General features: G+C 59.8%; 22 protein-coding genes and 1 tRNA gene. 10 read left to right on the top strand and 13 right to left on the bottom strand.

Annotated features, from left to right (window positions below):
• Position 1 precedes the first annotated feature (1 nt).
• Positions 2-544 (bottom strand): GNAT family N-acetyltransferase, encoded by a 543-nt coding sequence (locus AC0IXS_RS25565; protein ID WP_057411219.1) that lies wholly within the window; start codon positions 542-544, stop codon positions 2-4.
• Between the two features lie 103 nt (positions 545-647).
• Here AC0IXS_RS25565 and AC0IXS_RS25560 point away from each other — a divergent pair, with 103 nt between their 5' ends.
• The 3 genes from AC0IXS_RS25560 (at position 648) to solA (ending at position 5,049) form a co-directional block, all read left to right on the top strand.
• Positions 648-1,538 carry a LysR family transcriptional regulator gene (locus tag AC0IXS_RS25560; RefSeq protein ID WP_057411229.1) on the top strand — a complete coding sequence of 297 codons (891 nt, stop codon included), beginning with the start codon at positions 648-650 and terminating at the stop codon, positions 1,536-1,538.
• Between the two features lie 275 nt (positions 1,539-1,813).
• A complete protein-coding gene (locus AC0IXS_RS25555; protein WP_191954805.1) occupies positions 1,814-3,397 on the top strand; it encodes an aldehyde dehydrogenase (NADP(+)) in 1,584 nt (527 codons plus the stop codon).
• A gap of 476 nt (positions 3,398-3,873) precedes the next feature.
• Positions 3,874-5,049: an N-methyl-L-tryptophan oxidase gene (gene solA / locus AC0IXS_RS25550; protein WP_057411217.1), complete on the top strand. Its 1,176-nt coding sequence runs from the start codon at positions 3,874-3,876 to the stop codon at positions 5,047-5,049.
• Positions 5,050-5,056: 7 nt separating this feature from the next.
• On the opposite strand, the gene AC0IXS_RS25545 is transcribed toward solA, so the two are convergent.
• From AC0IXS_RS25545 to AC0IXS_RS25520, 6 genes are all read right to left on the bottom strand, one after another.
• Complete coding sequence (locus tag AC0IXS_RS25545) at positions 5,057-6,406, bottom strand: TolC family outer membrane protein (RefSeq protein ID WP_057411216.1); 1,350 nt, start codon at positions 6,404-6,406, stop codon at positions 5,057-5,059.
• A 1-nt stretch (position 6,407) separates the two neighbouring features.
• Entirely contained in the window at positions 6,408-7,745 is a 1,338-nt protein-coding gene (locus AC0IXS_RS25540) for an HlyD family type I secretion periplasmic adaptor subunit (protein ID WP_471826013.1), read from the bottom strand.
• A complete protein-coding gene (locus AC0IXS_RS25535) occupies positions 7,742-9,538 on the bottom strand; it encodes a type I secretion system permease/ATPase (protein WP_471826011.1) in 1,797 nt (598 codons plus the stop codon). Before AC0IXS_RS25535 ends, AC0IXS_RS25540 begins: the two co-directional genes overlap by 4 nt.
• A 79-nt stretch (positions 9,539-9,617) precedes the next feature.
• The gene (locus AC0IXS_RS25530; protein ID WP_057411228.1) at positions 9,618-10,001 is read right to left on the bottom strand and encodes a protease inhibitor Inh/omp19 family protein; all 384 of its coding nucleotides are present in this window, start codon (positions 9,999-10,001) and stop codon (positions 9,618-9,620) included.
• A gap of 57 nt (positions 10,002-10,058) precedes the next feature.
• Positions 10,059-11,498 (bottom strand): serralysin family metalloprotease, encoded by a 1,440-nt coding sequence (locus tag AC0IXS_RS25525; RefSeq protein ID WP_449121378.1) that lies wholly within the window; start codon positions 11,496-11,498, stop codon positions 10,059-10,061.
• Positions 11,499-11,994: 496 nt separating this feature from the next.
• Positions 11,995-12,666 carry a Bax inhibitor-1/YccA family protein gene (locus AC0IXS_RS25520; RefSeq protein WP_004884720.1) on the bottom strand — a complete coding sequence of 224 codons (672 nt, stop codon included), beginning with the start codon at positions 12,664-12,666 and terminating at the stop codon, positions 11,995-11,997.
• A 121-nt stretch (positions 12,667-12,787) separates the two neighbouring features.
• On the opposite strand from AC0IXS_RS25520, the gene AC0IXS_RS25515 reads away from it, so the two are divergent.
• From AC0IXS_RS25515 to AC0IXS_RS25485, 7 genes are all read left to right on the top strand, one after another.
• A tRNA-Ser gene (locus AC0IXS_RS25515) sits at positions 12,788-12,875 on the top strand.
• A 139-nt stretch (positions 12,876-13,014) separates the two neighbouring features.
• On the top strand, positions 13,015-13,407 hold the full coding sequence (tusD, locus tag AC0IXS_RS25510) for a sulfurtransferase complex subunit TusD (protein WP_025993112.1): 393 nt from the start codon (positions 13,015-13,017) through the stop codon (positions 13,405-13,407).
• Position 13,408: 1 nt separating this feature from the next.
• Entirely contained in the window at positions 13,409-13,771 is a 363-nt protein-coding gene (gene tusC, locus AC0IXS_RS25505; protein WP_004884708.1) for a sulfurtransferase complex subunit TusC, read from the top strand.
• On the top strand, positions 13,771-14,067 hold the full coding sequence (gene tusB, locus AC0IXS_RS25500; RefSeq protein WP_029244548.1) for a sulfurtransferase complex subunit TusB: 297 nt from the start codon (positions 13,771-13,773) through the stop codon (positions 14,065-14,067). Before tusC ends, tusB begins: the two co-directional genes overlap by 1 nt.
• Positions 14,064-14,399: a TusE/DsrC/DsvC family sulfur relay protein gene (locus AC0IXS_RS25495; protein ID WP_029244549.1), complete on the top strand. Its 336-nt coding sequence runs from the start codon at positions 14,064-14,066 to the stop codon at positions 14,397-14,399. Before tusB ends, AC0IXS_RS25495 begins: the two co-directional genes overlap by 4 nt.
• Positions 14,396-15,397, top strand: coding sequence for a glycosyl transferase family protein (locus AC0IXS_RS25490; protein WP_122668989.1), 1,002 nt, complete (start codon positions 14,396-14,398; stop codon positions 15,395-15,397). Before AC0IXS_RS25495 ends, AC0IXS_RS25490 begins: the two co-directional genes overlap by 4 nt.
• Before the next feature lie 107 nt (positions 15,398-15,504).
• Positions 15,505-16,503 (top strand): glutathione S-transferase family protein, encoded by a 999-nt coding sequence (locus AC0IXS_RS25485; protein WP_122668990.1) that lies wholly within the window; start codon positions 15,505-15,507, stop codon positions 16,501-16,503.
• A gap of 46 nt (positions 16,504-16,549) precedes the next feature.
• Here AC0IXS_RS25485 and cysG read toward each other — a convergent pair whose 3' ends face one another.
• From cysG to ftsK, 6 genes are all read right to left on the bottom strand, one after another.
• A complete protein-coding gene (gene cysG / locus AC0IXS_RS25480; RefSeq protein ID WP_025993118.1) occupies positions 16,550-17,944 on the bottom strand; it encodes a siroheme synthase CysG in 1,395 nt (464 codons plus the stop codon).
• Positions 17,945-19,225, bottom strand: a complete 1,281-nt coding sequence (gene serS / locus AC0IXS_RS25475) for a serine--tRNA ligase (RefSeq protein WP_004884697.1) — start codon at positions 19,223-19,225, stop codon at positions 17,945-17,947. It abuts the gene before it with no gap.
• 16 nt (positions 19,226-19,241) lie between these two features.
• Positions 19,242-19,616 carry a fluoride efflux transporter CrcB gene (gene crcB, locus AC0IXS_RS25470; RefSeq protein WP_057411209.1) on the bottom strand — a complete coding sequence of 125 codons (375 nt, stop codon included), beginning with the start codon at positions 19,614-19,616 and terminating at the stop codon, positions 19,242-19,244.
• Complete coding sequence (locus AC0IXS_RS25465) at positions 19,616-20,938, bottom strand: replication-associated recombination protein A (RefSeq protein WP_057411208.1); 1,323 nt, start codon at positions 20,936-20,938, stop codon at positions 19,616-19,618. The genes crcB and AC0IXS_RS25465 overlap by 1 nt, the downstream gene beginning before the upstream one ends.
• A 19-nt stretch (positions 20,939-20,957) precedes the next feature.
• Positions 20,958-21,581 (bottom strand): outer membrane lipoprotein periplasmic chaperone LolA, encoded by a 624-nt coding sequence (lolA, locus tag AC0IXS_RS25460; RefSeq protein WP_004884692.1) that lies wholly within the window; start codon positions 21,579-21,581, stop codon positions 20,958-20,960.
• Between the two features lie 69 nt (positions 21,582-21,650).
• A complete protein-coding gene (ftsK, locus tag AC0IXS_RS25455; RefSeq protein WP_050562187.1) occupies positions 21,651-24,053 on the bottom strand; it encodes a DNA translocase FtsK in 2,403 nt (800 codons plus the stop codon).
• Positions 24,054-24,321: the final 268 nt, after the last annotated feature.

The following is a 24,321-nucleotide window of genomic DNA, read 5'->3' as shown; positions in this document are numbered from 1 at the left end:
GTCAGACCGTGCGATCAACGGGGAGCGTCGAAGCGCCATCGCCCAGCGCACACTGCATCAGTACGGTGTCCACCCAGCGCCCGTGCTTGAACCCCACCGACTCGAACACGCCGACGCGGCGGAATCCGAAGCTTTCGTGCAAGCCGATGGATGCGGCGTTTTCGCTGTTGCCGATCACCGCCACCATCTGCCGCCAGCCACCCTGTTCGCAGTGCCAGATCAGATCACCCAGCAGCGCCCGGCCGATGCCCATGCCGCCCATTCCATCGCGGACATAAACAGAGTCTTCCGCAGTAAAGCGATACGCAGGACGAGGCCGGTAAGGCGTGGCATAGCCATAACCGACCACTTCCCCGGCATGCTCGGCCACTCGATACGGCAGGCCGTTCTCAAGGACCAGCGCGCGGCGACGTATCAGCTCCTCAACGCTGGGTGGTTCCAGTTCGAAGCTGGAGATGCCATGCAATACGTGGTCGGCATAAATTGCCTGAATGACGGGCATGTCGTCTTCGCGGGCGTCGCGCAATGTAAATATCAGGCTCATGGCATGCTCTTGGCGGGTGTCTGGAGGTGGCTGTAATGATGCGTTCGTCTTAATCATTAAAAAAGCTATGATTAATCATCCACAGCATAAGAAATACTTTGCCATGCGCCGCCTCAACCTCAATCATCTGCACACCTTCTCACTGGTCATCGCTCATGGCAGCTTTTCCGCCGCCGCCGAGCGGCTTCACCTGACGCAGCCTGCAGTGAGCCTGCAAGTGCGGCAGTTGGAAGATCAGTTGAACCTGCGCCTGATCGAGCGGGTGGGCAAACGTTTGAAACCCACCTCGGCGGGCGAGACCCTGTTGCAGCACATTTCGCGCATTGATGCCGTGGTCGAAGACGCGCTGCTTGACCTGTCCAGCCACGCCGACGGCATTGCCGGACAAGTCGCCATCGGCACTGGCGCCACGGCCTGCATTCATTTGCTGCCGCCGTTGTTGCAGACCTTGCGTCGGCGCTTCGCACAACTGGATGTTCGGGTCAGCACCGGCAATACCGACGGCATTCTCAAGGCCGTGGAAGAAAACCGCCTGGACCTGGCGCTCGTCACGCTGCCCGCTTCGGGCCGCAGCCTTGATGTCACCCCGCTGCTCGATGACGAATTCGTGGCCATTTTCGCCAGCAGCTATCAGCCCCTGCCCGGCGCGATGACGCCCGAGCATCTCAGTGAACTGCCACTGGTGGTGTTCGAAGCCGGAAGCAGCACGCGCCTGCTGATCAGTGACTGGTACTTGCAGGCCGGGATTCGCGTCAAGCCGGTGATGGAGCTGGGCAGCATCGAAGCGATCAAGGAAATGGTCGCGGCCGGGCTGGGCTACAGCATCGTGCCACGTATGTCGGTGGCTGCGGTGCACCATCGGCGCGGTCTGCAGGTGCACGCGCTGACGCCGGGATTGAGCCGTACTCTGGGCATCGTGCTGCGTCAGGACAAGCCGCTCAGCAAGGCACTTCGTCAGGTGCTTGAAGCATTGCATGCCCTGAAAGGGTCATAAACTCGGCTCATGATGACGGGAACAGGATGCTCCTTCTCTATATACATTCGCAGTCCTGCGGACAGTTGTCGTACCGTCACAAACGCTGCCCGGCAGTTGCATCGGCAGTGATTCAAGTTGTACGATGACTGCCGACTTTCCAGAGACTGGACGGCTGGCCTGCTCGACGAACGCCAGCCAACCCCGAACACCGTAAAGCAACTCGGCAACCCATAAGGAGCGCAAGGCCCTGCAAACGGCGCCCGCCTCCACCTTCAAAACAACAGGAGATACCGATGCCTAACATTCTCGGCCAGAACTTCATCGCTGGCGGCCGCAGCGCTCTGGGCCAAAGCCTGCAAAAAAGTCTGGATGCCACCACGGGCGAAGAACTGCCCTACAGCTTTCATCAAGCCACCGACAGCGAAATCGACGCTGCGGCCCTGGCTGCCAAAAACGCCTTCCCCGAATACCGTCAGCTTAGCCCGGCCCGCCGCGCCGAGTTCCTCGACGCGATTGCCGACGAGCTGGACAAGCTGGGTGACGATTTCGTCGCCATCGTCTGCCAGGAAACCGCCCTGCCGCAAATGCGCATCCAGGGTGAACGCGGCCGTACCAGCGGCCAGATGCGTCTGTTCGCCAAAGTCCTGCGCCGTGGTGACTTCGTCGGTGCGCGCATTGACCAGGCCCTGCCGGACCGCAAGCCGCTGCCGCGCGTTGACCTGCGCCAGTACCGCATCGGCGTCGGCCCGGTTGCCGTATTCGGTGCCAGCAACTTCCCGCTGGCCTTCTCCACCGCTGGTGGCGACACCGCTGCCGCACTGGCCGCCGGTTGCCCGGTGGTGTTCAAGGCCCACAGCGGTCACATGGCCACAGCCGATCTGGTTGCCAGCGCAATCATTCGCGCTGCCGAAGCCACCGGCATGCCGAAAGGCGTGTTCAACATGATCTTCGGCAACGGCGTGGGCGAAGGCCTGGTCAAGCACCCGGCCATCCAGGCTGTCGGCTTCACCGGCTCGCTGAACGGCGGCAACGCCCTGTGCAAAATGGCTGCCGAGCGTCCACAACCGATCCCGGTCTTCGCCGAAATGTCGAGCATCAACCCGGTCATCCTGCTGCCGGGCGCTCTGACTGCGCGTGGCGAAACCGTGGCCAAGGAACTCGCGGCGTCCGTTGTGATGGGTGCCGGCCAGTTCTGCACCAACCCTGGCGTGGTCATTGGTCTGCGCTCCCCGGCCTTCTCTTCGTTCCTCGAGCAACTGACCGAGCAGATGGGCAGCCAGGCACCTCAGACCATGCTCAACGCGGGCGGTCTGCGCAGCTACAGCAAGGGCGTCGAGCACCTGCTGTCGCACCCGGGCGTCGCCCACCTGGCTGGCAAGCCGCAGGAAGGCAAACAGGCTCAGGCACAGCTGTTCAAGGCTGACGTCAGTCTGCTGCTCAATGGCGATCAACTGTTGCAGGAAGAAGTCTTCGGTCCGACCACACTGGTCATCGAAGTCGCTGACGATGCGCAGTTGAAAGACGCGTTGCAGGCCCTGCGCGGTCAACTGACGGCCACCCTGATCGGCGAACCTGCCGACCTGAGCCAATACAGCTGGCTGCAACCACTGCTGGAAGAGAAAGTCGGCCGTATTCTGTACAACGGCTACCCGACCGGCGTTGAAGTGTGCGAAGCCATGGTTCATGGCGGCCCATACCCGGCCACTTCGGATGCACGCGGTACGTCGGTGGGCACCTTGGCCATCGACCGTTTCCTGCGTCCGGTCTGCTACCAGAACCTGGCTGACAACCTGTTGCCGCCTGCCCTGCAGAACGCCAACCCGCTGGGTCTGCGTCGCCTGGTCAACGGCGAGTGGAGTGATCAGCCGATCGCCTGATCGCTGACAGTTCACTGAAACAAAAAGCGGCGCGCCCTTTCAAAGAGCGCGCCGCTTTTTTTTGTGGTCAGAATCAGGCCATCGAGCCGCCGCTAAAAAATCGCCTACGACACTGAAAAAAATTTCCGATTTGTGCGCTGACCTGCTGTTCAGGCGGCGTTTTCAGGGGGCTAAAGCAGCGTCATCCGAAACCGGAACAGGCGCTGTTCATAAAATAACCACACGGCCGCAGACCACGTCGTATAAGGGTTTCAAAAAGTTACCCACAGACATACCCACGATTTCCGTGGACAACTTCTGGCTATTTTCGAACCTCAAAACAGTTAATAAGCGCAAGCCAAAAATCTTACATATATCCCGTGCAAACCTGACCCAAAATATGCATGGCCTGACCTCGCCTGTCTTTAAACGAATCAGGTCTTGCTTCCTGGCGCGCTTGCCTCTGAAATGGATCCTTTACCCGAGGCAGTCTGCAAATGGAGCAACAATGTGACGTGGCCGTTCTGGGCCTGGGCGCGATGGGTGCCGCCACGCTTTATCAGTTGGCCAGAGAAGGCGCGGATGTGCTTGGGATCGACCAGTACGCACCGCCCCACACGCAGGGTTCCAGCCATGGCGATACGCGCATCACCCGGCTGTCGGTAGGCGAAGGGCCGCAATACCTGCCGCTGGTGCGCAATTCGCACCGCATCTGGCGCGAGCTTGAAGCAATGACCGGCGAGCCCCTGTTCGAGCAGTGCGGCGTGTTGGTAATGACATCCAGCCCTGCCTATGACCCGCAAGACCCGGAAGACTTCACCCACAAGACAATCGCCCTCGCCCGCGAGTACGGCGTAAGGCATGAAGTGCTTTCAGCCGAAGACATTCGCGAACGATTTCCGCAGTTCAGCCCGGTCCTGGACACCGCCATCGGCTACTTCGAACCTGACGGAGGTTTCGTAAGGCCCGAGCGCTGCATCGCTGTACAGCTGCAACTGGCCGGAAAACTGGGCGCGCGTATTCGCCTGAACGAAACGGTGACCCGCCTGCAGGCTCATGGTGATCAGGTGCGCGTCACCACCGACCAGGGATCGATTATCGCGAACAAGGTGGTGGTCAGTGCCGGGATGTGGTCGTCGCACCTGCTGGGCGAGCCCTTTACCGATCTGCTGCGCGTCTGTCGGCAGCAGCTGTTCTGGTTCGCACTCGAAGACACTGCCGCATTCGCCCCGGTATCGCCCAGCTTCATCCTGACTCACGGCCCTGGCGAGGTGGATATCAATTACGGCTTCCCGCCATTACCCGGCGAAGGCAGCATGAAGATTGCCACTGAGCAGTATCTGCATGCGTCACAGGCCTGCGAGCTGGACCGCAGCGTCAGTGCCGAGGACGAACAGACGATGTTCCAGACGCAGGTCAGCGGCAAAATTGCAGGCATAAAGGCAGACGTGGTGAAGTCATCGGTGTGCGCCTACACCGTGACGCCGGACTACCATTTCATCATTGACGACCACCCGCACCTGAAGAACGTGACCGTTGTCTCGGCCTGTTCAGGGCACGGCTTCAAGCATTCCGCTGGTCTGGGGCTGGCGCTGGCGCAGCGTTGTCTGCGCGGCTCCAGCGATGTGGACCTGTCGGCATTCTCGCTCAAGCGTTTCGGCAAAACCGCCTGACGCTTGCTCAACGCGGCTGCACGAATGCCTCATCGATGCGCGCCAGATCGGTATCGCGCAAGGTGCCTGCGTGATAGTGCAACTTGATCCAGGCCATCAGGTAGTCGTAACGAGCGCGCGCCAGGTCGCGGCGCGTGCTGTAGAGCTGTTGTTCAGCGTTTAGCGCATCGAGATTGATGCGCTCGCCACCCAGAATGCTCTGACGCGTCGACTCGACCAGCGCCTGCGCCGACACCAGCGCCTTTTGATAGGCGCGCAGTTTATTCACCCCGGAAGTAGACGCATTGAATTGCCGACGCAGTTCGATCAGGGTTTCCCGGGTCTTGCCTTCCAGCTCGTACTCCGCCTGCGCCCTCACGCTGTTGGCCTGACGCACCGAAGCGCTGGTTCCGCCGCCTGCGTACAGCGGCAGGCTGACCTCAATGCCCACCGTGTTGGTGTCGTACCGCTGGTTATAGGTATTGCCGCTGTCGGACTCGTTCTGGCGAATGCTCGCGTAGGCATTGACCCGTGGCAGATGCCCGGCGCGGTTACGCTCTACTTCGTAACGAGCCACTTCCAGCGCCTGACGTTGGGAGGCAAGAATCGGACTGTTCGCCATCGCAAGCGCATGCCACTCGCTGTAGCTCGACGGTTCCAGCACCATGGCCTGAAAACTGTCCCTGAGCGGATCCAACTGCTCAATGGAGATCGCCTGTTCACCCAGTAGCGCGCCCAGTTCACGCAAGGCGGCATCCTGCTCATCGCGGGCCTCGATCTGTTCGGCAATCGCAAGTTCGTTGCGCGATTCGGCTTCGAGAATGTCGGTACGAGTACCTTCGCCTTGCTGAAACATCTGTCGGTTCTGTTCGAACTGGCGCTCGAAAGCCTGTTGCTTGGCCTGGGCGATATTGATCTGGTCCTGAGCGAACAATGCCTGGGTGTAGGCCGTCAGAACCCGAACCAGCAGTTCCTGACTTTTGCCGCGAAAGGTCTCGTCGGCAAACAACGCCTGAGCGACGCCTTTGCGGTAATTAGCGTAGGCCTCGTAATCGAGCAAGGGCTGCTGGATCGTGAGGCTGGAACCGAAACTGTTGTAATGACGATGATCGGTGGTGTCTTCACGCCCGCCCTTCAAGGTCGCTTTGGAGTCGTTACGCCCCTTGTTATAGTTGTACGACACTCTGGGCAGCAGGCCTGCGCGGCCAATGGCGCGATTTTCCAGCCCCGCATCACGCTCCTTCAGCGCACCCAGAAAAACCGGATCATTGCGCAGCGCCTGCTCGTAGATCTGAAACGGCCCCAGGGCATGGCTTGCGGGAGAGACGCAGAGCAACAGGGCTGCCAGCGCGGCAGCCTTACGGGTCAAAAGGATCATCCTATTCCTCGGTCAACGCGGAGCCGGCACGATCCAGCAAAGGTTTGAACAGATAATTGAGCAGCGAACGCTCGCCGGTGCGCACGAACATTTCTGCGGGCATACCGGGCTTGATCACCAGACCGTTGAGCTTCTCCATCACCGCATCACTTACAGAGGTGCGCAGGACGTAATAAGGCTGACCGGTTTTCTCGTCTTCCAGTTGGTCGGCCGATATGAGACTCACCTCGCCCGTTACCCGGGGCGTGCTGTTCTGGTTGAAGGCTGTGAACAGAATGTCTACGGGCAGATGACTGCCGACCTTGTCGATCAGGTTGACCGGCAAGCGGCCTTCGACTTCGAGCCGGGTGCCTTGCGGAACAATTTCCAGCAGCGTCTGACCGGCGCGCACCACGGCGCCTTCCGTGTGCACGCCAAGGTTCACGGCAATGCCGTCAGCAGGCGCTAGAATCTCGCTGTGCTGCAGACTGAAACCTGCCGAGGCCAGTTGTTGCTCAAGGGTCAGGGTTTTGACCTGCGCGTCGGCCCACTGCGTGCGCACCTCTTTCTGGTATTCCTCACGCTGTTGCTGCAGGCGCAGCCGTGACTCGACGATGCCCTGCTCGATCCGCCCGGTTTCCCCGGTGTTCTGCGCCATTTCCTGCTGGACCTGGGACAACTGGCGCTCGTATTCCAACAAGCGGTTGCGCGGAATGAAGCCGTTTTGCGCCAGCGGTTGCAGGTTGCTCAACTGCTGGCGCAACGAATCGGCCTGTGCCAACAGATCAGAGCGCGCCCGACGCATGCCGGCCAGTTGCGCGCCTGCACCTTCGATGCTGGCTTGCAGCCCGGCCTGTTCACGCGCAAGGGCCTGCCTGCGGCTGCTGAACAACTGGCGCTGCCCTTCGAGCACCATTGCCAGCCGCGGATCAGGATCCTGTCCATGCCCGGCAGCGATCAGCTCCGCAGGAAAGTTCACCTCGCTCAGGTTATCGCGTTCACTCTGCCAGCGCGCCAGACTTGCCCAGGCCATGCGGTACTGGGCGCGCAGCGACTGCACATCTGCTTCGACCTGAGTCTGATCCAGACGAAACAGCGGCTCGCCTTCTTTTACAGCCTGTCCTTCAGTGACCAGAATCCGGCTCACTACGCCGCTGTCCAGCGACTGCACCGCCTTGCGCTTGCCCGATACCACCACCGTGCCCTGCACTGCGATGCCTTGATCCAGTGGCGCAAGACTTGCCCATAAAAAGAAACTGCCGGCACCGACGAGCGTCAGCAGCCAACCGGCACGGGTAAAGAACTGCACGCTGCGTTCCTTGCCCGGAACGGCGTAATCGTTGAGGAGTGGGCTGCTCATGCTTCGGACTGCCTGTTCTGTGTGCCGTACTGGCGGCTCATGGAAAGCCCGACGGCCGGACGCGGTGATGACGGTGGTTGCGGTTGCACGGAAGGTTGCGGCTGAGGAGCCTGCCCGGACAGGGCCTGAAGAACCTGTGCGGTAGGCCCGAACGCTTGCATACGTCCTTCGTTGAGCACCAGCAATTGGTCGGTTTGCGACAAGGACGCGGTTCGATGGGTGACCAGCACCACCGTGCAGCCACGAGTCTTGAGTTCACCGATTGCTCGGGTCAGTGCGGCCTCGCCTGCGGTATCCAGGTTGGAGTTGGGTTCGTCGAGCACCACCAGCTTCGGTTCGCCATAAAGCGCGCGGGCCAGTGCCACCCGTTGCTTCTGCCCGCCGGACAAGCCGCCGCCGTCGTCGCCCAGGCGCGTGTCGTAGCCCTGCGGCAGACGCAGAATCAGCTCGTGCACACCCGCCAGTTGCGCCGCAGCCACCACCTCACTGGCGTCACCCTCACGGAAGCGCGCGATGTTCTGCGCCACGGTGCCGCTGAACAGTTCGATGTCTTGCGGCAGATAACCGATGTAAGGCCCGAGCGCTTCGCGATCCAGACGGTGCATGTCGGCACCGTCGAGTCGCACCGTGCCACCGAGCACAGGCCAGATGCCGATCAACACACGCGCCAGGGTCGATTTCCCGGAACCGGACGCCCCCAGCACGCCGAGCACTTCGCCAGCTTTCAGCTGAAAATTGACCTGATGCAAGGTCGGCACGGTCACACCCGGCGGCGCGGCGCTGACCTGTTCGAGCCCCAGTTGACCGCGTGGCACCGGCAACGCCATGCGTTGTGCGGGTTCGGCATAGGTCTTGAGCAACTGATCCAGCCGTCCATACGCCAGACGCGCCGAACTCCATTGTTTCCAGACGGCAATCAGTTGATCGATCGGACTCAATACCCGCCCCATGAGGATCGAACCTGCGATCATCATGCCGGGGGTCATCTGGCCACGAATGACCAGAAACGCACCGAGGCCCAGTACCAGCGACTGCAGACACAGACGCAACGCCTTGCTGATCGAACTGATCACCGCCCCGGTATCACTGGCGTCATTCTGACGAGCCAGAAAACGCCCGTGGACATCGAACCAGCGTCGGCGCAAGGCATCGAGCATGCCCATGGCCTGGATCGCCTCGGCCTGCTGCAGATGACGGGTCGCCAGTTGCGAGGACTGCTGCGAAAAACCGCTGGCTTCGCCGAGAGGCTTGCGGGTCAACCATTCGTTCAGACAGGCCAGCGCCACCAGCAACGCGGCGCCTACGGTGGCCAGCAGCCCCAGCCAGGGATCGAAGAGAAAAATCACCGCCAGATAGATGGGAAACCAGGGCGCATCGAAAAACGCGAACAAAGCCGGACCGGTCAGAAACTGGCGAATGAATGTCAGATCACCCAGAGCCTGGCCTGCCTGACGTTGCCCCGCATGCAGATTGCTTTCGAAGGCCGCCTGATAGACGCGCAGGTTGAAGCGACGCTCCAGCTCACTGCCGATGCGGATCACCACAAAGCTGCGGATCATTTCCAGCAGGCCGATGAAGGCAAAGAAGCCGACCACCATCAAGGTCAACATGACCAGCGTGGTCTGATTCTGGGAGGTCAGGACGCGGTCGTAGACCTGCAACATGTAAATGGATGGAGCCAGCATCAACACGTTGATCAGCGCGGTAAAACAACCGACGCCGATCAGCGCGCGTTTGTAGTGCCCCAGGGCTTTATAAAGCGGAGGGTGGGCACCCAACGGCAACGCACTCATGATTCTTCCTTGAAGGCCGCGTTCGCAGCCGGGTGACATCGGTAAAAGTTATCGGTTTACGAATCCGTACGGCACAGCCCTACTCGACCAGGCGCGCCAGTGTGAGCAGGTCGCCTCCAGGCAACCGGGCCTGATACAGCTGATTGCCCATGTGGTTGAAATGGATCAGACCGGAGCCTTCCTTGTCGGTAAACGCCAGCCCGTCAGGCGTGGGAAACCATCCCGTTGGCGTATCGCTCAGCCAGCGCGAGGCGCAGGCCGGGTCTCCGCCCAATTGCGGCGCGTCGGTATTGAGTTGCAACTCACACACCTCGCTCGGCCGGGCCTGAGCGAACAGTCGCCACTTGCCGCTGAGTTCAGCGGGGCTGGGTAACTTCAAACTCGTCGCCATACTGACTCCAGAAATCGCTGCCAGCAGCGCAACGGCTGCCGCAATGTTTCGAAAAAGGTGATGGATGATCATGATGGCCATATTCCAGAACATGGGCGGCTCATGCGAGCCACCCATGAGTACTACTGTTTACACCACGATATCGGTGGCAACCGCCTGGCCGACAGTGCCGACCAGGAAGTCAGCGACGCCTTGACCGGTGAAGTCAATGGCGAGGCTGCCCAGATTGGTGCTCTGGGTGTAGCTCAGGATCGCTTCGCCCGCATGACCGCTGAACGCGTTCACAAACTGCAGCGAGGTCAGCGACGAGATGGCCGACACGTCGATCTTGTCCTGACCGCGGGTGAAGTCACGGATCGTGTCTTGCGCTGCCCGATTGGAATCGGAACTGGCACCGAACACGAAAATGTCCGCGCCCGCGCCGCCCCACAGGGAGTCAGCACCGCCACCGCCGTAGATGATGTCGTTGCCGGCACCGCCCTTGAGGTCGTTGGCCGCAGCATTACCGACCAGCAGATCGTTGCCCGATCCGCCCACGGCGTTTTCGACAAGAACGCCCTTGGCGATGGAAACGTTGCCCACCATACCGCCGACGTCCGAGAACGACGCTTCGTTGAGGTTGATTTTCTGGTTCTGAGTGAAACCGGAGAAATCCAGCGTGTCCTTGCCGCCGCCATCCCAGACCGAAAACACCACCTTGGAAGAGGCGGAGGTTGCGCTGTAGAAATCACGACCGGCAGTGGAGTTGAAACCGTACACCGTATCACCGGCACGGGTGCTCATGTTGGCACCGTAGAGTTGCTGGATGGCTGCGATATCATCCATCAACGGCCCCGACGAATAGGTCGGCGAGCCGCCCTTGACGAAGTTCTGATCGGTGTTCGACTCACTCCAGTAACTCATGACGCTGTAGCCACGCGTGTCTTCTGCGTAGCTGACATCGTTATAGGTCGGGTTGCCTTCGCCGGCGTTGTAATCGCCAGGGTGAGACAGGCCCAGGGAGTGGCCGATTTCGTGGGTCAGTGTCTGGCGACCGTAATTGCCGTTGTCTGGCGTCAGGTTGACCGTGTAGGAGTTATTGGTCAGGTACCAGGACTGGCCATCGTACCGGCTGTTGCCGCTTGGCAGGTAAGCGAAAGCCGCTCCGCCGCTGCTGCCGTCGCTGTAGTTGCCGAAGGTCATGTGCCCGTCACCGCCGGAAGCGGCCTGGGTGAACGTAACCTTGGCGACATCCGCCCAGGATTGCATCGACAACACAGCTTGAGCCTTCTGCTGCGCGTTGAATGCACTGAAGGTCCCAAGCGACGTATCAAACCCGGAAGGTCGAGCCGTCAGGAACGTATAGGTGAGATTGATGGTGCCGTTGCCGTCACGATCCACCCATGCAGCGTCGTCGCGGAGGATGTAGTCAGCAGCTTGATCGACAGAATACGACGGTTTGCCATTGATCGTGAGATTGCCACCGCGATCGTAGGTATGGACAAAAGTATCGATCTGGTTGAACGTCGAGCTTCCGGTTGCCGCCAGTTGCACGGCCGAGAGAGCAGCATTTTCTTTAACTTTCGACATGTCACTTCCTTGTCTACAGATAGAACAGTTTGATACGACAGCCTCCCTCGGGTAGCGAGAGAGTCCTGTCACTCGCTTTTGAAGCGTAAGCAAACTGACACATTTGGAAATCCTGTGTCTATCCCTCGACGATGATGTCAATTAGCCAAAAGCAGGAAAATGCCTACAGACGCTGGGGAATAACCTGATAATTATTTTAGTGATATGCCAATGCGCCATAAGCCGCTGAAAGACTTGTAACAACCTTGATAAATATGACCGATCGGTCATGGATTTTTTGATCGAAGGGTCAGGGATTTTCACAGCGTATCAAGGCTGACCTGGACCCTTCCGGAAGGTGCTTGAGGTTCGAGTGCCCTGCTCTTCAGCGGGACCAATCGCCCACTTTCCGATTTCACAAAAGCAAACGCCCCGACAAGTCGGGGCGTTTGTTTATTGCGTGGCAAACCTTGTGTTCATTCAGCAGAAGCAAACCTCTATGAGCGACAAGCCGTTATCAGTCGTCGCGGCTCATGATGCCGAAGATCTGCAGCAGGCTGACGAACAGGTTGTAGATCGAAACATACAGGCTGACCGTGGCCATGATGTAGTTGCGCTCGCCGCCATTAATGATGGCGCTGGTCTGGAACAGAATGCAGACCGACGAGAACAGCACGAAACCGGCGCTGATCGCCAGCTGCAGGCCACTGATCTGGAAGAACATGCTGGCCAGCACCGCACCCAGCAGAACAAAGAAGCCTGCGGTGATGAAGCCACCCAGGAAACTCATGTCCTTGCGAGTGATCAGCACGTAAGCCGAAAGACCACCGAACACCAGCGCGGTCATCGCAAACGCAGAGCTGACCACTTCAGCGCCGCCCGCCATACCCAGATAACGGTTAAGGATCGGGCCCAGCAGGAAACCCATGAAACCTGTCAGGGCGAAGGTCGAAACCAGACCCCATACCGAGTCACGGAGTTTGTTGGTCAGGAAGAAAAGGCCGTAGAAACCAATCAGCACCACGAAAATGTTCGGGTAGCCGACGCGCATCTGTTGAGCCATGAACGCCATGACACCGCTGAATGCGAGGGTCAGGGCCAGAAGACCATACGTATTGCGCAGGACACGACTAACCTCTAGCTGGTCGGCCTGCATGCCGGTTTTAAGGGCGTAATCCTGTTCGCGCATTGCGAAACTCCTTACTGATGAAATGTTGAGTTGCAAAGATCATAACAGAGGCGCTGCAACTGGCTAGTCAGAGAGTTTGACAGCTTGTTTCATTCCGGTATTATGGCGCCCGCAACGAAGTGGAGGTATGGCCGAGTGGTTTAAGGCAGCAGTCTTGAAAACTGCCGACTGTAACAGGTCCTAGAGTTCGAATCTCTATGCCTCCGCCATATTTGGTAGCGCAAAGCCCTGATCATTCAGGGCTTTGTCGTTTCTGGGGTTTGGCCAGCGCGCCTTCATCGTCCGCAAACTCACACCCCCGCCCTCGAATTCTTTATCATTGCGCATGTTTTGCTGGCAGAGCCGACAATGAAATTCGCCATCTCCCTTTTTTCTGCAGGCCATGCGCCCTCTTCCCGGCGTGCGCTGCTGTTTGCCCAGGCGGTGCTTGCGGGCGGGCACGAGATTGTCCGGCTGTTCTTCTATCAGGACGGCGTGCATAGCGCGTCGGCCAATGCCGTTACGCCTCAGGACGAACAGGATGTGCCGCGTCAGTGGCGCGACTTTATCGTCGAGCACCAACTCGATGGCGTGGTGTGTATCGCCGCTGCGCTGCGTCGCGGCGTTCTGAATCAGGAAGAAGCCGAGCGTTATCAGCGCCCCGCGGCCAACCTGCTGGAGCCGTGGGAGTTATCGGGGCTGGGTCAGTTGCATGACGCCGTGCAATCGGCAGACCGACTGATCTGTTTCGGAGGGCCTTGAAATGCCCAAGTCACTTTTGATTGTCAGCCGCCAGTCGCCTTGGTCCGGGCCCGGCGCGCGTGAAGCGCTGGACATCGTGCTGGCGGGCGGTGCATTCGATCTGCCCATCGGTTTGCTATTTCTGGATGACGGCGTGCTGCAGCTGCTGCCGCAACAGAGCGCAGCAGCCTTGCAACAGAAAGACCTGACGGCCAATCTCAAGGCATTGTCGATGTTCGGCGTTGAAGACCTCTATGCCTGCGCGCAGAGCATTGCCGAGCGCGGCGTCCCGAGCGATGGCCTGGATGACGACATCTGCCTGCTGTCCGGCCGGACCGAGCTGTCGGCCTTGTTCGAGCGCTATGACCAAGTGATTACGATCTGATGAGCACTTTGCACGTTCTTTCCCATTCCCCCTTTACCGACAACCGTCTGGACAGCTGCCTGCGTTTGCTGGGCGACAACGACGGCATTCTGCTGTGTGGCGACGCCACCTACGCCCTGACGCCGTCGAGCCCTGTTTCGCAGAAGCTGCAGCAGACCGGTTCGCAATCGCTGTTCGTACTGGACGAAGACCTCAAGGCCCGTAACCTCCCGTTGCCAGCCGGTATTGTCAGCGTGGATTACGCAGGCTTCGTCGAGCTGTCTATCCGTTTTGACAAAGTGAACACCTGGCTATGAAACAGTTGATCGTCGCCGGGCGCACACTGGAACTCGACAAGGACGGGTTCCTCACGGACCTGAACGACTGGTCAATGGACATCGCCCATGCACTGGCTGGCGAGGAAGGCCTGACGCTGACGCCTGAACACGTCGAGATCCTCGAACTATTGCGTGGCTTTTATGCAGAGTTTCAGCTGTCTCCGGCGACCCGGCCACTGATCAAATACACCGCATTGAAACTGGGTGCTGAAAAGGGCAACAGCATGCACCTCAATCGCCTGTTCAACGGCACCCCCGCCAAACTTGCCGCCAAGCTGGCGGGCCTGCCAAAGCCGACCAACTGCATATGAACGACTACGCCCCGCTTGTCACCGAAACACCTGAAGAACATCCTTTTGCCCAGTTCGTCCGCATCCTGGGCAAAGGCAAACGTGGCGCACGCAACCTGACGCGCGAAGAAGCGCGCGAGGCCATGGGTATGGTGCTTGATGAAAAGGTCGAGGACACCCAGCTCGGCGCTTTTCTGATGCTGCTGCGCCATAAAGAAGAAAGCCCGGAGGAACTGGCCGGTTTCACCGAAGCCGTACGCGAACGCCTGAATGCGCCACCGATCACGATCGACATCGACTGGCCGACCTACGCAGGCAAGAAACGTCACCTGCCCTGGTATCTGCTGGCCGCCAAGTGCCTGTCCCAGAACGGCATCAGAATCCTGCTGCACGGCGGCGGTGCTCATACGGCCGGTCGGCTGTACACCGAACAGTTGCTCGGCTTGCTGAATATTCCGCTGTGTCGCAGCTGGTCGTCGGTCGAAACAGCGATGGCGCAGGGCAATCTGGCGTTCATGCCGCTCGCTGATTGGGCGCAGCAACTGCAGCGCATGATCGATCTGCGCAACACGCTTGGGCTGCGCTCGCCGATTCATTCGCTGGCGCGGATTCTCAATCCGTTGCAGGCACGCTGCGGGCTGCAAAGCATTTTCCATCCGGGTTATCAGAGCGTTCACCGTGATGCCAGCAGCCTGCTGGGTGACAACGCCATCGTGGTCAAGGGCGATGGCGGAGAGATCGAGATCAACCCGGACACCATCAGCCATCTGTACGGCACGACCGGCGGACAGCCCTGGGATGAGGAATGGCCAGCCCTCTCGCCGCGACGCCATATCAAACCCGCCACGCTCGACCCGGCGCAACTGGTCGGTTTGTGGCGCGGCGAACTTGAGGACAGTTACCCGCAACTCGCGCTGATCTCGACCATGGCCCTGGCGTTACGCGGCCTCGGCATGGCGCGTGATGAAGCGTTTGTGCAGGCGCAGACATTCTGGGAGCGCCGCGACAAGGTTCTGTGACCGATCGGCTTTATCGATAATGATCGGTCAGAATTTGCGTTTTTCGGTCGAACCGATGTCACTAGACTGATCTCCAAGATGTACTAATTCAAAATGGGGATTCAGACATGGGCCTTCTGGTCGAAGGACGCTGGCAGGACCAGTGGTACGAAAGCAGCAAAGACGGTGCCTTCCAGCGCGAAAACGCCCAGCGTCGTAGCTGGGTTACAGCCGACGGAGCACCGGGACCGTCAGGCGATGGCGGTTTCCAAGCACAGGCAGGCCGCTACCATCTGTATGTTTCCCTCGCCTGCCCATGGGCGCATCGCACGCTGATCCTGCGCAAACTCAAGGGACTGGAGAGTCTGATCGACGTTTCGGTAGTCAGTTGGCTGATGCTGGAAAACGGCTGGACCTTTGATCAGCAGAAAGGCTCCAGCGGCGATGCCCTCGACAACCTGACCTTCCTGCATCAGCGCTACACCGCGGATGACCCTCAATACACGGGCCGGGTCACCGTGCCAGTGTTGTGGGATAAACAGCAGCAGCGCATCGTCAGCAACGAGTCGGCGGAGATCATCCGCATGTTCAACTCGGAATTTGATGAACTGACCGGCAACCGCCTGGATTTCTATCCATCAGCGCTGCAGGCGACTATCGACGAGCTCAACGAACGCATCTACCCCGCCGTCAACAACGGCGTGTATCGCGCAGGCTTTGCCACCTCGCAGCATGCCTACGAAGAAGCGTTTGATGACGTATTTGCTGAACTGGGCGAACTGGAAAACCTGCTGGGCGAGAAGCGCTATCTGGCAGGCGAGCACCTGACCGAGACCGACGTGAGGCTCTTCACTACCATCGTGCGCTTCGACGCGGTTTATTACAGCCACTTCAAGTGCAACCAGCGGCGTATCGCGGACTACCCGAACCTCAGCAACTGGCTGCGCGAGCTGTACCAGTGGCAGGGTGTCGCCGAGACGGTGAATTTCGAGCACATCAAAGGCCACTATTACGCGAGCCATCGCACCATCAATCCGACCGGGATCATTCCCAAAGGCCCGGCATTGAACCTTGAGGCCAGCCACGATCGTGAACGGCTGTCCGGCATGGGCGTCTGGGAAAAGTAATACATGTGAAGATGGATAGCCCGAACGGGCTATCCATTAACTGCAATCAGACGGTCGCCTGATTGCCTTCGAACCAGGCCAGCTTTTCACGCAGCTGAACCACTTCGCCAATGATAACCAGCGTCGGCGCATGCACTTCGTGCTCGGCCACCAGTTGAGGCAGGTTGGCCAGCGTGCCCGTGAACACTCGCTGATTGGTCGTGGTGCCCTGTTGAACCAGCGCCGCTGGCGTGTCCGCAGAACGACCATGCCTGATCAGTTCCTGGCAGATCACCGGTAAACCGATCAATCCCATGTAGAACACCAGAGTCTGAGCAGGAGCCACCAGATCGGACCACGGCAAATCGGTGGAGCCATCCTTGAGGTGACCGGTGATGAAACGCACCGATTGCGCGTGATCGCGGTGGGTCAACGGAATACCGGCGTAGGCCGCACAACCGCTGGCGGCTGTAATACCGGGAACCACCTGAAACGGAATGCCGTGGGCAGCCAGTTCTTCGATTTCCTCGCCACCACGGCCGAAGATGAACGGATCGCCGCCTTTCAGACGAACCACCCGCTTGCCCTGCTTGGCCAGATCGACGAGTTGCTTGTTGATCTGATCCTGCGGTACGGCATGTTCGGAACGGCGCTTGCCGACATAGACCCGTTCCGCATCACGACGGCACAGATCGAGAATGGTCGGCGCCACCAGACGGTCGTAGAGCACCACGTCCGCCTGCTGCATCAGGCGCAAGGCCTTGAACGTCAGCAAGTCAGGATCGCCAGGACCTGCGCCCACCAGATAGACCTCGCCGGTTTCCGCTGGCGGCTCGCCTGCGATCTTGGCGATCAGCAGGCGCTCAGCCTCTGCGCCCTGCCCGGCCAGTTGTCGATCGGCAATGGCACCCTGAAAGACATCTTCCCAGAACGCACGGCGCTGCTGCACGTTCGGAAACAGCCCTTTGACCTGATGACGGAAGCGCGCAGCCAGACCGGCCAGTTGCCCGTAGGTCGAGGGAATCCAGGTTTCCAGCTTGGCGCGGATGAGTCGCGCCAGCACCGGCGCATCGCCGCCACTGGACACGGCAATCACCAGCGGTGAGCGGTCGACGATGGCCGGGAAGATGACCGTGCACAGCGCAGGTGCATCCACCACGTTGACCGGCACGCAACGCGCACGGGCATCGTGGGAAACCTGAGCATTGAGCGGTTCATCGTCGGTCGCGGCGATGATCAGCACGCAACCGTCCAGATCATCTTCGTGATAGCCACGCAGAATCAGCTCACCGCCGCTCTGGACGACCAGTTCGCGCAACTGGCTTTCGATTTCCGGTGCGACGACTCGAATAACGGCCCCCGCCTCGAAGATCAGCCGGGATTTGCGCAGGGCGATTTCACCGCCGCCGACCACCAGCACGCGACTGCCACGCAGGTTATGGAACAGCGGCAGAAATTCCATTTAACCGATGACCTCAAGGCCGCCCATGTAGGGCTTGAGAACGTCAGGCACACGAATCGAACCGTCTGCCTGCTGATAGTTTTCCAGCACCGCGACCAGCGTACGCCCTACCGCCAGACCGGAGCCATTCAGCGTATGCACCAGTTCCGGCTTGCCGGTTTCCGGGTTGCGCCAGCGAGCCTGCATGCGACGCGCCTGGAAGTCCCCGCAGTTGGAGCACGAGGAGATTTCACGGTACTTGTCCTGGCTCGGAATCCAGACTTCAAGGTCGTAGGTCTTCACGGCGCTGAAACCCATGTCGCCGGTGCACAGTGCCAGTTTGCGGTAAGGCAGCTCCAGCAGTTGCAGCACGCGTTCGGCGTTGCCGGTCAGCGATTCAAGGGCGGCCATGGACTCGTCCGGCGCGACGATCTGCACCATCTCGACCTTGTCGAACTGATGCTGGCGAATCATGCCGCGAGTGTCACGGCCCGACGCGCCCGCTTCGCTGCGGAAACATGGCGTGTGGGCGACGAATTTCATCGGCAGCTGTTTGGCGTCCAGAATCTCGCCCGACACGATGTTGGTCAGCGACACTTCAGCAGTCGGAATCAGGTAAAGATCGGCTTCGCCTTCACGGGAGATCTTGAACAGGTCTTCTTCGAACTTCGGCAGTTGACCAGTGCCCTGCAGCGCAGGCGCCTGAACCAGATAAGGCGTGTAAGCCTCTTCGTAGCCATGCTCGTTGATGTGCAGGTTGATCATGAACTGGGCCAGCGCACGATGCAGTCGTGCGATAGGGCCACGCAGCAGGGCAAAACGCGCGCCGGACAGCTTGGCGGCGGTTTCGAAATCCAGCCAGCCGTATTGTTCGCCCAGTGCGACGTGGTCCTTGACCTCGAAATCGAAACGGGTTGGCGTGCCCCAGGTGCTCACCTCGACGTTGCCGTCTTCATCGGCGCCTACCGGAACCGATTCGTGTGGCAGGTTCGGGATATTGAGTACCAGCGCGTCCAGTTCAGCCTGAATGCCGTCCAGTTCGACCTTGCCTTCGCTCAGCTCGGTGCCCATGCGCTCGACATCCGCCATCAAGGGCGCAATGTCTTCGCCACGCTGCTTGGCCTGACCGATGGATTTGGAACGGGCGTTACGCTCGGCCTGCAACTGTTCGGTGCGGGTCTGCACAACCTTGCGCTGGGCTTCCAGCGCTTCAATACGGGCCACGTCCAGTGTAAAGCCACGGGAGGCCAGGCGATCCGCTACGTCCTGAAGTTGAGTACGTAACAGTTTGGAATCGAGCATATCGTTCTCTCGTCTATCAAAGTCTGGTCAGGGACAGGCCAACCCAGGTTGCGAGCAGCCCGCCGAACACGCTGATACCGGCATAGCCCAGGGCCAGCGGCAGTTGCCCGCTTTCCAGCAGGCGCAGCGTATCCAGTGAAAAGGATGAAAAGGTCGTCAGACCCCCTACAAAACCGACGATCAGGCCGGCTCGAATTTCGACGGGCACTTCAGGGCGCAGCAGAAACAGCCCGTACAGTATGCCGATGATCAGGCAGCCGACGATGTTGACCGCCAGCGTCGCCGTATAAAAATAGCGCGGCCAGTGGGCACTGACCCAGGTACCTGCCGCGAAGCGCAATAATGTACCAGCGATACCGGCGATCGACACCGCAAGAATGGTCTGAATCACTACTTTCTCCGCTTGCGGGGGCTGGCTTCATCCAGCGCGTTCAGGTGCCTGAGCTTTTCGCCGATCTTGAGTTCGAGTCCACGAGGTACCGGCTGGTAATACTGGCGCGGTTCCAGCTCGTCAGGAAAGTAATCTTCGCCTGCGGCGTAGGCATCGGGCTCGTCATGGGCGTATCGGTATTCTTCGCCATAGCCGAGTTGCTTCATCAGCTTGGTCGGTGCATTGCGCAGGTGCAACGGAACCTCGAGCGACCCGTGCTCGGACGCTTCGCGCATGGCGCTCTTGAACGCCATGTACACCGCGTTGCTTTTAGGCGCGCAGGCCAGATAGACAATGGCCTGAGCGACCGCCAGCTCGCCTTCCGGACTGCCGAGGCGCTCCTGAACATCCCAGGCCGACATGCACAGCGGCAAGGCGCGTGGATCGGCGTTGCCGATATCCTCGCTGGCCATGCGCACGACACGGCGCGCCAGGTACAACGGGTCACAGCCGCCGTCGATCATACGCGCGAACCAGTACAGGGCAGCATCCGGGTTGGAACCGCGAATCGACTTGTGCAGCGCGGATATCTGATCGTAGAACGCTTCACCGCCCTTGTCGAAACGACGTCGGCTATCGCCGAGCAGGCTTTGCAGCAATTCGGTGCCGATCTCACTGCCATCTTCGGCCAGATCGGAAGCATTCTCCAGTAGATTGAGCATGCGACGCCCGTCACCGTCGGCGGCCGCCATGAGAATCGCAAAGCCTTCATCGCTCAAGGTCAGCTGACGTTGACCCAAACCGCGATCCTCGGTCAACGCGCGATGAACCAGCTTGCGCAGTGCGGTTTCGTCGAGGCTCTTGAGCACATAGACCCGTGCTCGGGACAGTAAAGCGTTGTTCAGCTCGAAGGACGGGTTCTCGGTGGTCGCACCGATGAAGATCAGGGTGCCGTCTTCGACATACGGCAGAAACGCATCCTGCTGTGACTTGTTGAAACGGTGCACTTCGTCAACGAACAGGATCGTGCGTCGACCGTACTGGCCTGCCTGCTGCTTGGCGACCTCGACGGCCTGGCGAATTTCCTTTACCCCGGCCAATACGGCGGAAACCGTTTCGAAGTGTGCGTCCGACACCTTGGCCAGCAGCCGGGCGAGCGTGGTCTTGCCCACGCCCGGCGGCCCCCAGAAGATCATGGAGTGCAGCGCGCCCTGCTCCAGTGCCTCGCGCAGAGGCTTGCCATGAGCCAGCACATGCTCCTGACCGACGTATTCGTCCAGATTGGTCGCACGCAGACGTGCGGCCAGTGGCTGGGCGATGGGTTCACGGCTAAACAGGTCCATGGTTCGGAATCAGGCCTTCTTACTCTTGAATGACATCAGCACCCTTGGGAATCTGGAACTGAAACTTGCTGGCAGCGATAGGCTCGTTGGCCTTGACGCCGGTGAACAGGATATTGGTGCGCTGGCCGACGCTGTCGACCAACTGCATGTCGTTGATGATGCCGTTACGGAACGACAGGCGCAGGCTGTCGAACAGCGTGTCCTTGGTCTTGGGCTTGAGCACGAAGTCGATCACGCCGCCCGCTTCCTTGGCGGTGATGTCAAAGCTTTCGCTGATCTTCGACACGTCACCGGACAGCAGCAGCGCCGGGGTCTGGGTCAGGCGCTGATCGAGGGTCTTGATGGTGACCTGCTCGAGATCCGGGTCCCACAGCGAGACTTTCTTGCCGTCGGACACCATCAGTTGTTCCTGAGGTGCGTCAGTGTGCCAGTTGAACAGGCCGGGGCGTTGCAGCGCCATTTCACCCGTGGTTTCCTGCAATTGGGTGCCGCCACCATCCAGCGTCAACTGGGAGAAGCGTGCGGTCAGGGTGCGGGAGTTTTCCAGCAACTGGGTCAGGCGTGTCACGTCCTTGCTGTCTGCATGGGCGGGGATCACGGAAAAAGTCAGCGCGGTTGCCAGCAGCATGCGGATAAGACGCATGGAATTCCTCTTTGCAGTCATTGGATGTCACGACAGCGGGCAGAACCCGCTGTCGACGCAGTTTTGCAATCAGTCACGCATCGGGCCGGGCGCAATGACTTCACGGGAGCCGTTGGTGTTCATGGACGTCACGACACCCGCCATCTCCATCGCCTCGATCATGCGCGCCGCGCGGTTGTAGCCAATCTTGAGCTTGCGCTGTACAGCGGAAATCGACGCACGACGACTCTCGAGTACGAATTTGACGGCTTCGTCGTAGAGCGCATCACTTTCGCTGTCCTCACCGCCTTCACCGCCACCGCCATCGAAGCCGCTACCGGCCTCTTCGACGCCAGCCAGAATATCGTCGTTGTAGTCCGGGGTGCCGCGCAGTTTCCACGCTTCCACCACGCGGTGCACCTCTTCGTCGGAAACGAACGCACCGTGCACACGAATCGGCAGGCTGGTGCCCGGAGGCATGTACAGCATGTCACCGTGGCCCAGCAGCTGCTCGGCGCCGCCCTGATCGATGATGGTCCGTGAGTCGATCTTGCTCGACACCTGGAACGCCATGCGCGTCGGGATGTTGGCCTTGATCAGACCGGTGATCACATCCACCGACGGCCGCTGGGTCGCGAGGATCAGGTGAATGCCCGCAGCACGGGCCTTCTGGGCGATACGGGCAATGAGTTCTTCAACCTTCTTGCCGACGATCATCATCATGTCGGCGAATTCGTCCACCACGACCACGATGGTCGGCAGTTTGGTCAGCAGCGGCGCTTCGTCATGAATGCTTTCACGCTTGTACAGCGGATCCGCCAGCGGCTCGCCGGCGTCCTGAGCGTCCTTGACCTTCTGGTTGAAGCCCGACAGGTTACGCACGCCCATCTTGGCCATCAGCTTGTAGCGACGCTCCATCTCGGCCACGCTCCAGCGCAATGCGTTGGCAGCGTCCTTCATGTCGGTCACCACCGGACACAGCAGGTGCGGAATGCCTTCGTAGATCGACAGTTCCAGCATCTTCGGGTCGATCATGATCAGCTTGGCATCATCCGGCCCGGACTTGAACAGGATCGACAGGATCATCGCATTCACGCCCACCGACTTACCGGAACCGGTCGTACCCGCCACCAGCAGGTGCGGCATCTTGGCCAGGTCGGTAATGACCGGTTTGCCGCCGATGTCGTGGCCGAGCGCCAGCGTCACCGGGGACTTGGCGTTGTCATATTCCGGCGTCGAAAGAACCTCGGAGAAACGCACGATCTGGCGGTCCTCGTTGGGAATCTCGATACCCACGGTGGTCTTGCCGGGAATGACCTCGACCACACGTACGCTGGTCACTGCCAGCGAACGCGCAAGGTCCTTGGCCAGGTTGGAAATACGGCTGACCTTGACGCCCGCGGCCGGCTGGATCTCGTAGCGAGTGATCACAGGACCCGGATGAATGGAATCCACCGTGACCTCGACACCGAACTCCTTGAGCTTGATTTCCAGCAGATGCCCCACGGCCGCCAGGGACTCGGGGGAATAATTGAGCTGCTTCTTCTCCGCCGGATCAAGAATCGAGATCGGTGGCAGGGTGCCTTCGACTGCGCTGTCAACGAACAGCGGGGCCTGCTTTTCCTTCTGCACGCGCTTGCTGGGCTCGGGCGGACGCGAAGGTGCAGGAGCAATGACCGCAGGCACATGCTTTTCACGCTCGGTCATGTGCTTGCTGAGGGACACTTCACGCTCGATGATCCGCTCGCGGGCCTTGGCCTGCTCACGGCGATCGGACGCCGCAGGCGCGACCACGTCATTGACCTGCATATCGACTTCACGCAATTGCGCGACCATTTGCTTGCGCTCGACACGGGCAGCCCACCAGCGATTGGCGGCGCCCTGAAACAGCTCGAACAGGTCCAGGGTGATCTTGCCGGTCACGTCCATCACCTTGAACCAGGACAGGTCGGTGAACACGGTCAGACCAAACAGGAATAGCGCGATGAACAGCAAGGTGCTGCCCTGGATGTTCAGTGCCTTCTTGGCCAGGTCGCCCAGGACTTCACCCAGCACACCACCGGCAGAACCGGGAAAGCCTGCTGCGAAGTGAAAGTGTATGTGCGCCAGCGCAGCACCTGCCAGGACCAGAAACACCAGACCGATCAGGCGCCAGGAAAACAGCCAGCCGCTCCACTGCCAGGGTTCGTGACGATGACGAAACACCTGCCAGGCCTTGATGGCCAGCAGCAGCGGAAAGATATAGGCGAAGTAACCCAGCACCATGAACAGGATGTCGGCACAGAACGCACCGGCACGCCCGGCAGCATTCTGCACTTGCGCGGCGCTGCTGGTATGGCTCCAGCCCGGATCGCTCTGATCGTAGGTCAATAACGCCATCATCAGGTACAGGCACAGGGCGCCGAAGGCGATCAAAGCACCTTCCTTGAGCCGGTAATGCAGTTGCTGTCGCCAAAGCGGAACAGCGCTGGGTGCTGGTGTGGATTTCTTCAAAACGCTTTATTTCCTGCGCTGGAGCGCGAACATCTCGTTGATTGACGTTGAACGGCTGCCGTCGGCACCGGCTGCGCCCTGATAAAAAAGGCCACAGCCCGCTGTGAGGCCTGATCGAGAACCGTTTGAATGATAATGCGCAAAGCTGGCATTGTAAGGCCTTAGAGGCCTTGAGGTCTGTACGAAAACTCGCTTGACCGGTTTCATGCCTGATAAAAAAGCCTGCGTAGAGGTCGACCATCTTCATGGATCGCCGACAGCGTTCAAT

The sequence above is a fragment of the Pseudomonas sp. AC016 genome (assembly GCF_979253365.1).
This window is presented reverse-complemented; position numbering and strand designations above follow the sequence as displayed.

What these genes read in the sequence shown, in the direction of transcription:
- AC0IXS_RS25495 (WP_029244549.1), top strand. Translation starts at nt 14,064, where the DNA reads ATGAAACAGTTGATCGTCGCCGGGCGCACACTGGAACTCGACAAGGAC.
- cysG (WP_025993118.1), bottom strand. Translation starts at nt 17,944, where the DNA reads ATGGAATTTCTGCCGCTGTTCCATAACCTGCGTGGCAGTCGCGTGCTG.
- AC0IXS_RS25485 (WP_122668990.1), top strand. Translation starts at nt 15,505, where the DNA reads ATGGGCCTTCTGGTCGAAGGACGCTGGCAGGACCAGTGGTACGAAAGC.
- AC0IXS_RS25520 (WP_004884720.1), bottom strand. Translation starts at nt 12,666, where the DNA reads ATGCGCGAACAGGATTACGCCCTTAAAACCGGCATGCAGGCCGACCAG.
- AC0IXS_RS25540 (WP_471826013.1), bottom strand. Translation starts at nt 7,745, where the DNA reads ATGAGCAGCCCACTCCTCAACGATTACGCCGTTCCGGGCAAGGAACGC.
- tusD (WP_025993112.1), top strand. Translation starts at nt 13,015, where the DNA reads ATGAAATTCGCCATCTCCCTTTTTTCTGCAGGCCATGCGCCCTCTTCC.
- AC0IXS_RS25525 (WP_449121378.1), bottom strand. Translation starts at nt 11,498, where the DNA reads ATGTCGAAAGTTAAAGAAAATGCTGCTCTCTCGGCCGTGCAACTGGCG.
- AC0IXS_RS25490 (WP_122668989.1), top strand. Translation starts at nt 14,396, where the DNA reads ATGAACGACTACGCCCCGCTTGTCACCGAAACACCTGAAGAACATCCT.
- serS (WP_004884697.1), bottom strand. Translation starts at nt 19,225, where the DNA reads ATGCTCGATTCCAAACTGTTACGTACTCAACTTCAGGACGTAGCGGAT.
- tusB (WP_029244548.1), top strand. Translation starts at nt 13,771, where the DNA reads ATGAGCACTTTGCACGTTCTTTCCCATTCCCCCTTTACCGACAACCGT.
- lolA (WP_004884692.1), bottom strand. Translation starts at nt 21,581, where the DNA reads ATGCGTCTTATCCGCATGCTGCTGGCAACCGCGCTGACTTTTTCCGTG.
- solA (WP_057411217.1), top strand. Translation starts at nt 3,874, where the DNA reads ATGGAGCAACAATGTGACGTGGCCGTTCTGGGCCTGGGCGCGATGGGT.
- AC0IXS_RS25560 (WP_057411229.1), top strand. Translation starts at nt 648, where the DNA reads ATGCGCCGCCTCAACCTCAATCATCTGCACACCTTCTCACTGGTCATC.
- AC0IXS_RS25535 (WP_471826011.1), bottom strand. Translation starts at nt 9,538, where the DNA reads ATGAGTGCGTTGCCGTTGGGTGCCCACCCTCCGCTTTATAAAGCCCTG.
- AC0IXS_RS25565 (WP_057411219.1), bottom strand. Translation starts at nt 544, where the DNA reads ATGAGCCTGATATTTACATTGCGCGACGCCCGCGAAGACGACATGCCC.
- AC0IXS_RS25555 (WP_191954805.1), top strand. Translation starts at nt 1,814, where the DNA reads ATGCCTAACATTCTCGGCCAGAACTTCATCGCTGGCGGCCGCAGCGCT.
- AC0IXS_RS25465 (WP_057411208.1), bottom strand. Translation starts at nt 20,938, where the DNA reads ATGGACCTGTTTAGCCGTGAACCCATCGCCCAGCCACTGGCCGCACGT.
- AC0IXS_RS25545 (WP_057411216.1), bottom strand. Translation starts at nt 6,406, where the DNA reads ATGATCCTTTTGACCCGTAAGGCTGCCGCGCTGGCAGCCCTGTTGCTC.
- AC0IXS_RS25530 (WP_057411228.1), bottom strand. Translation starts at nt 10,001, where the DNA reads ATGATCATCCATCACCTTTTTCGAAACATTGCGGCAGCCGTTGCGCTG.
- tusC (WP_004884708.1), top strand. Translation starts at nt 13,409, where the DNA reads ATGCCCAAGTCACTTTTGATTGTCAGCCGCCAGTCGCCTTGGTCCGGG.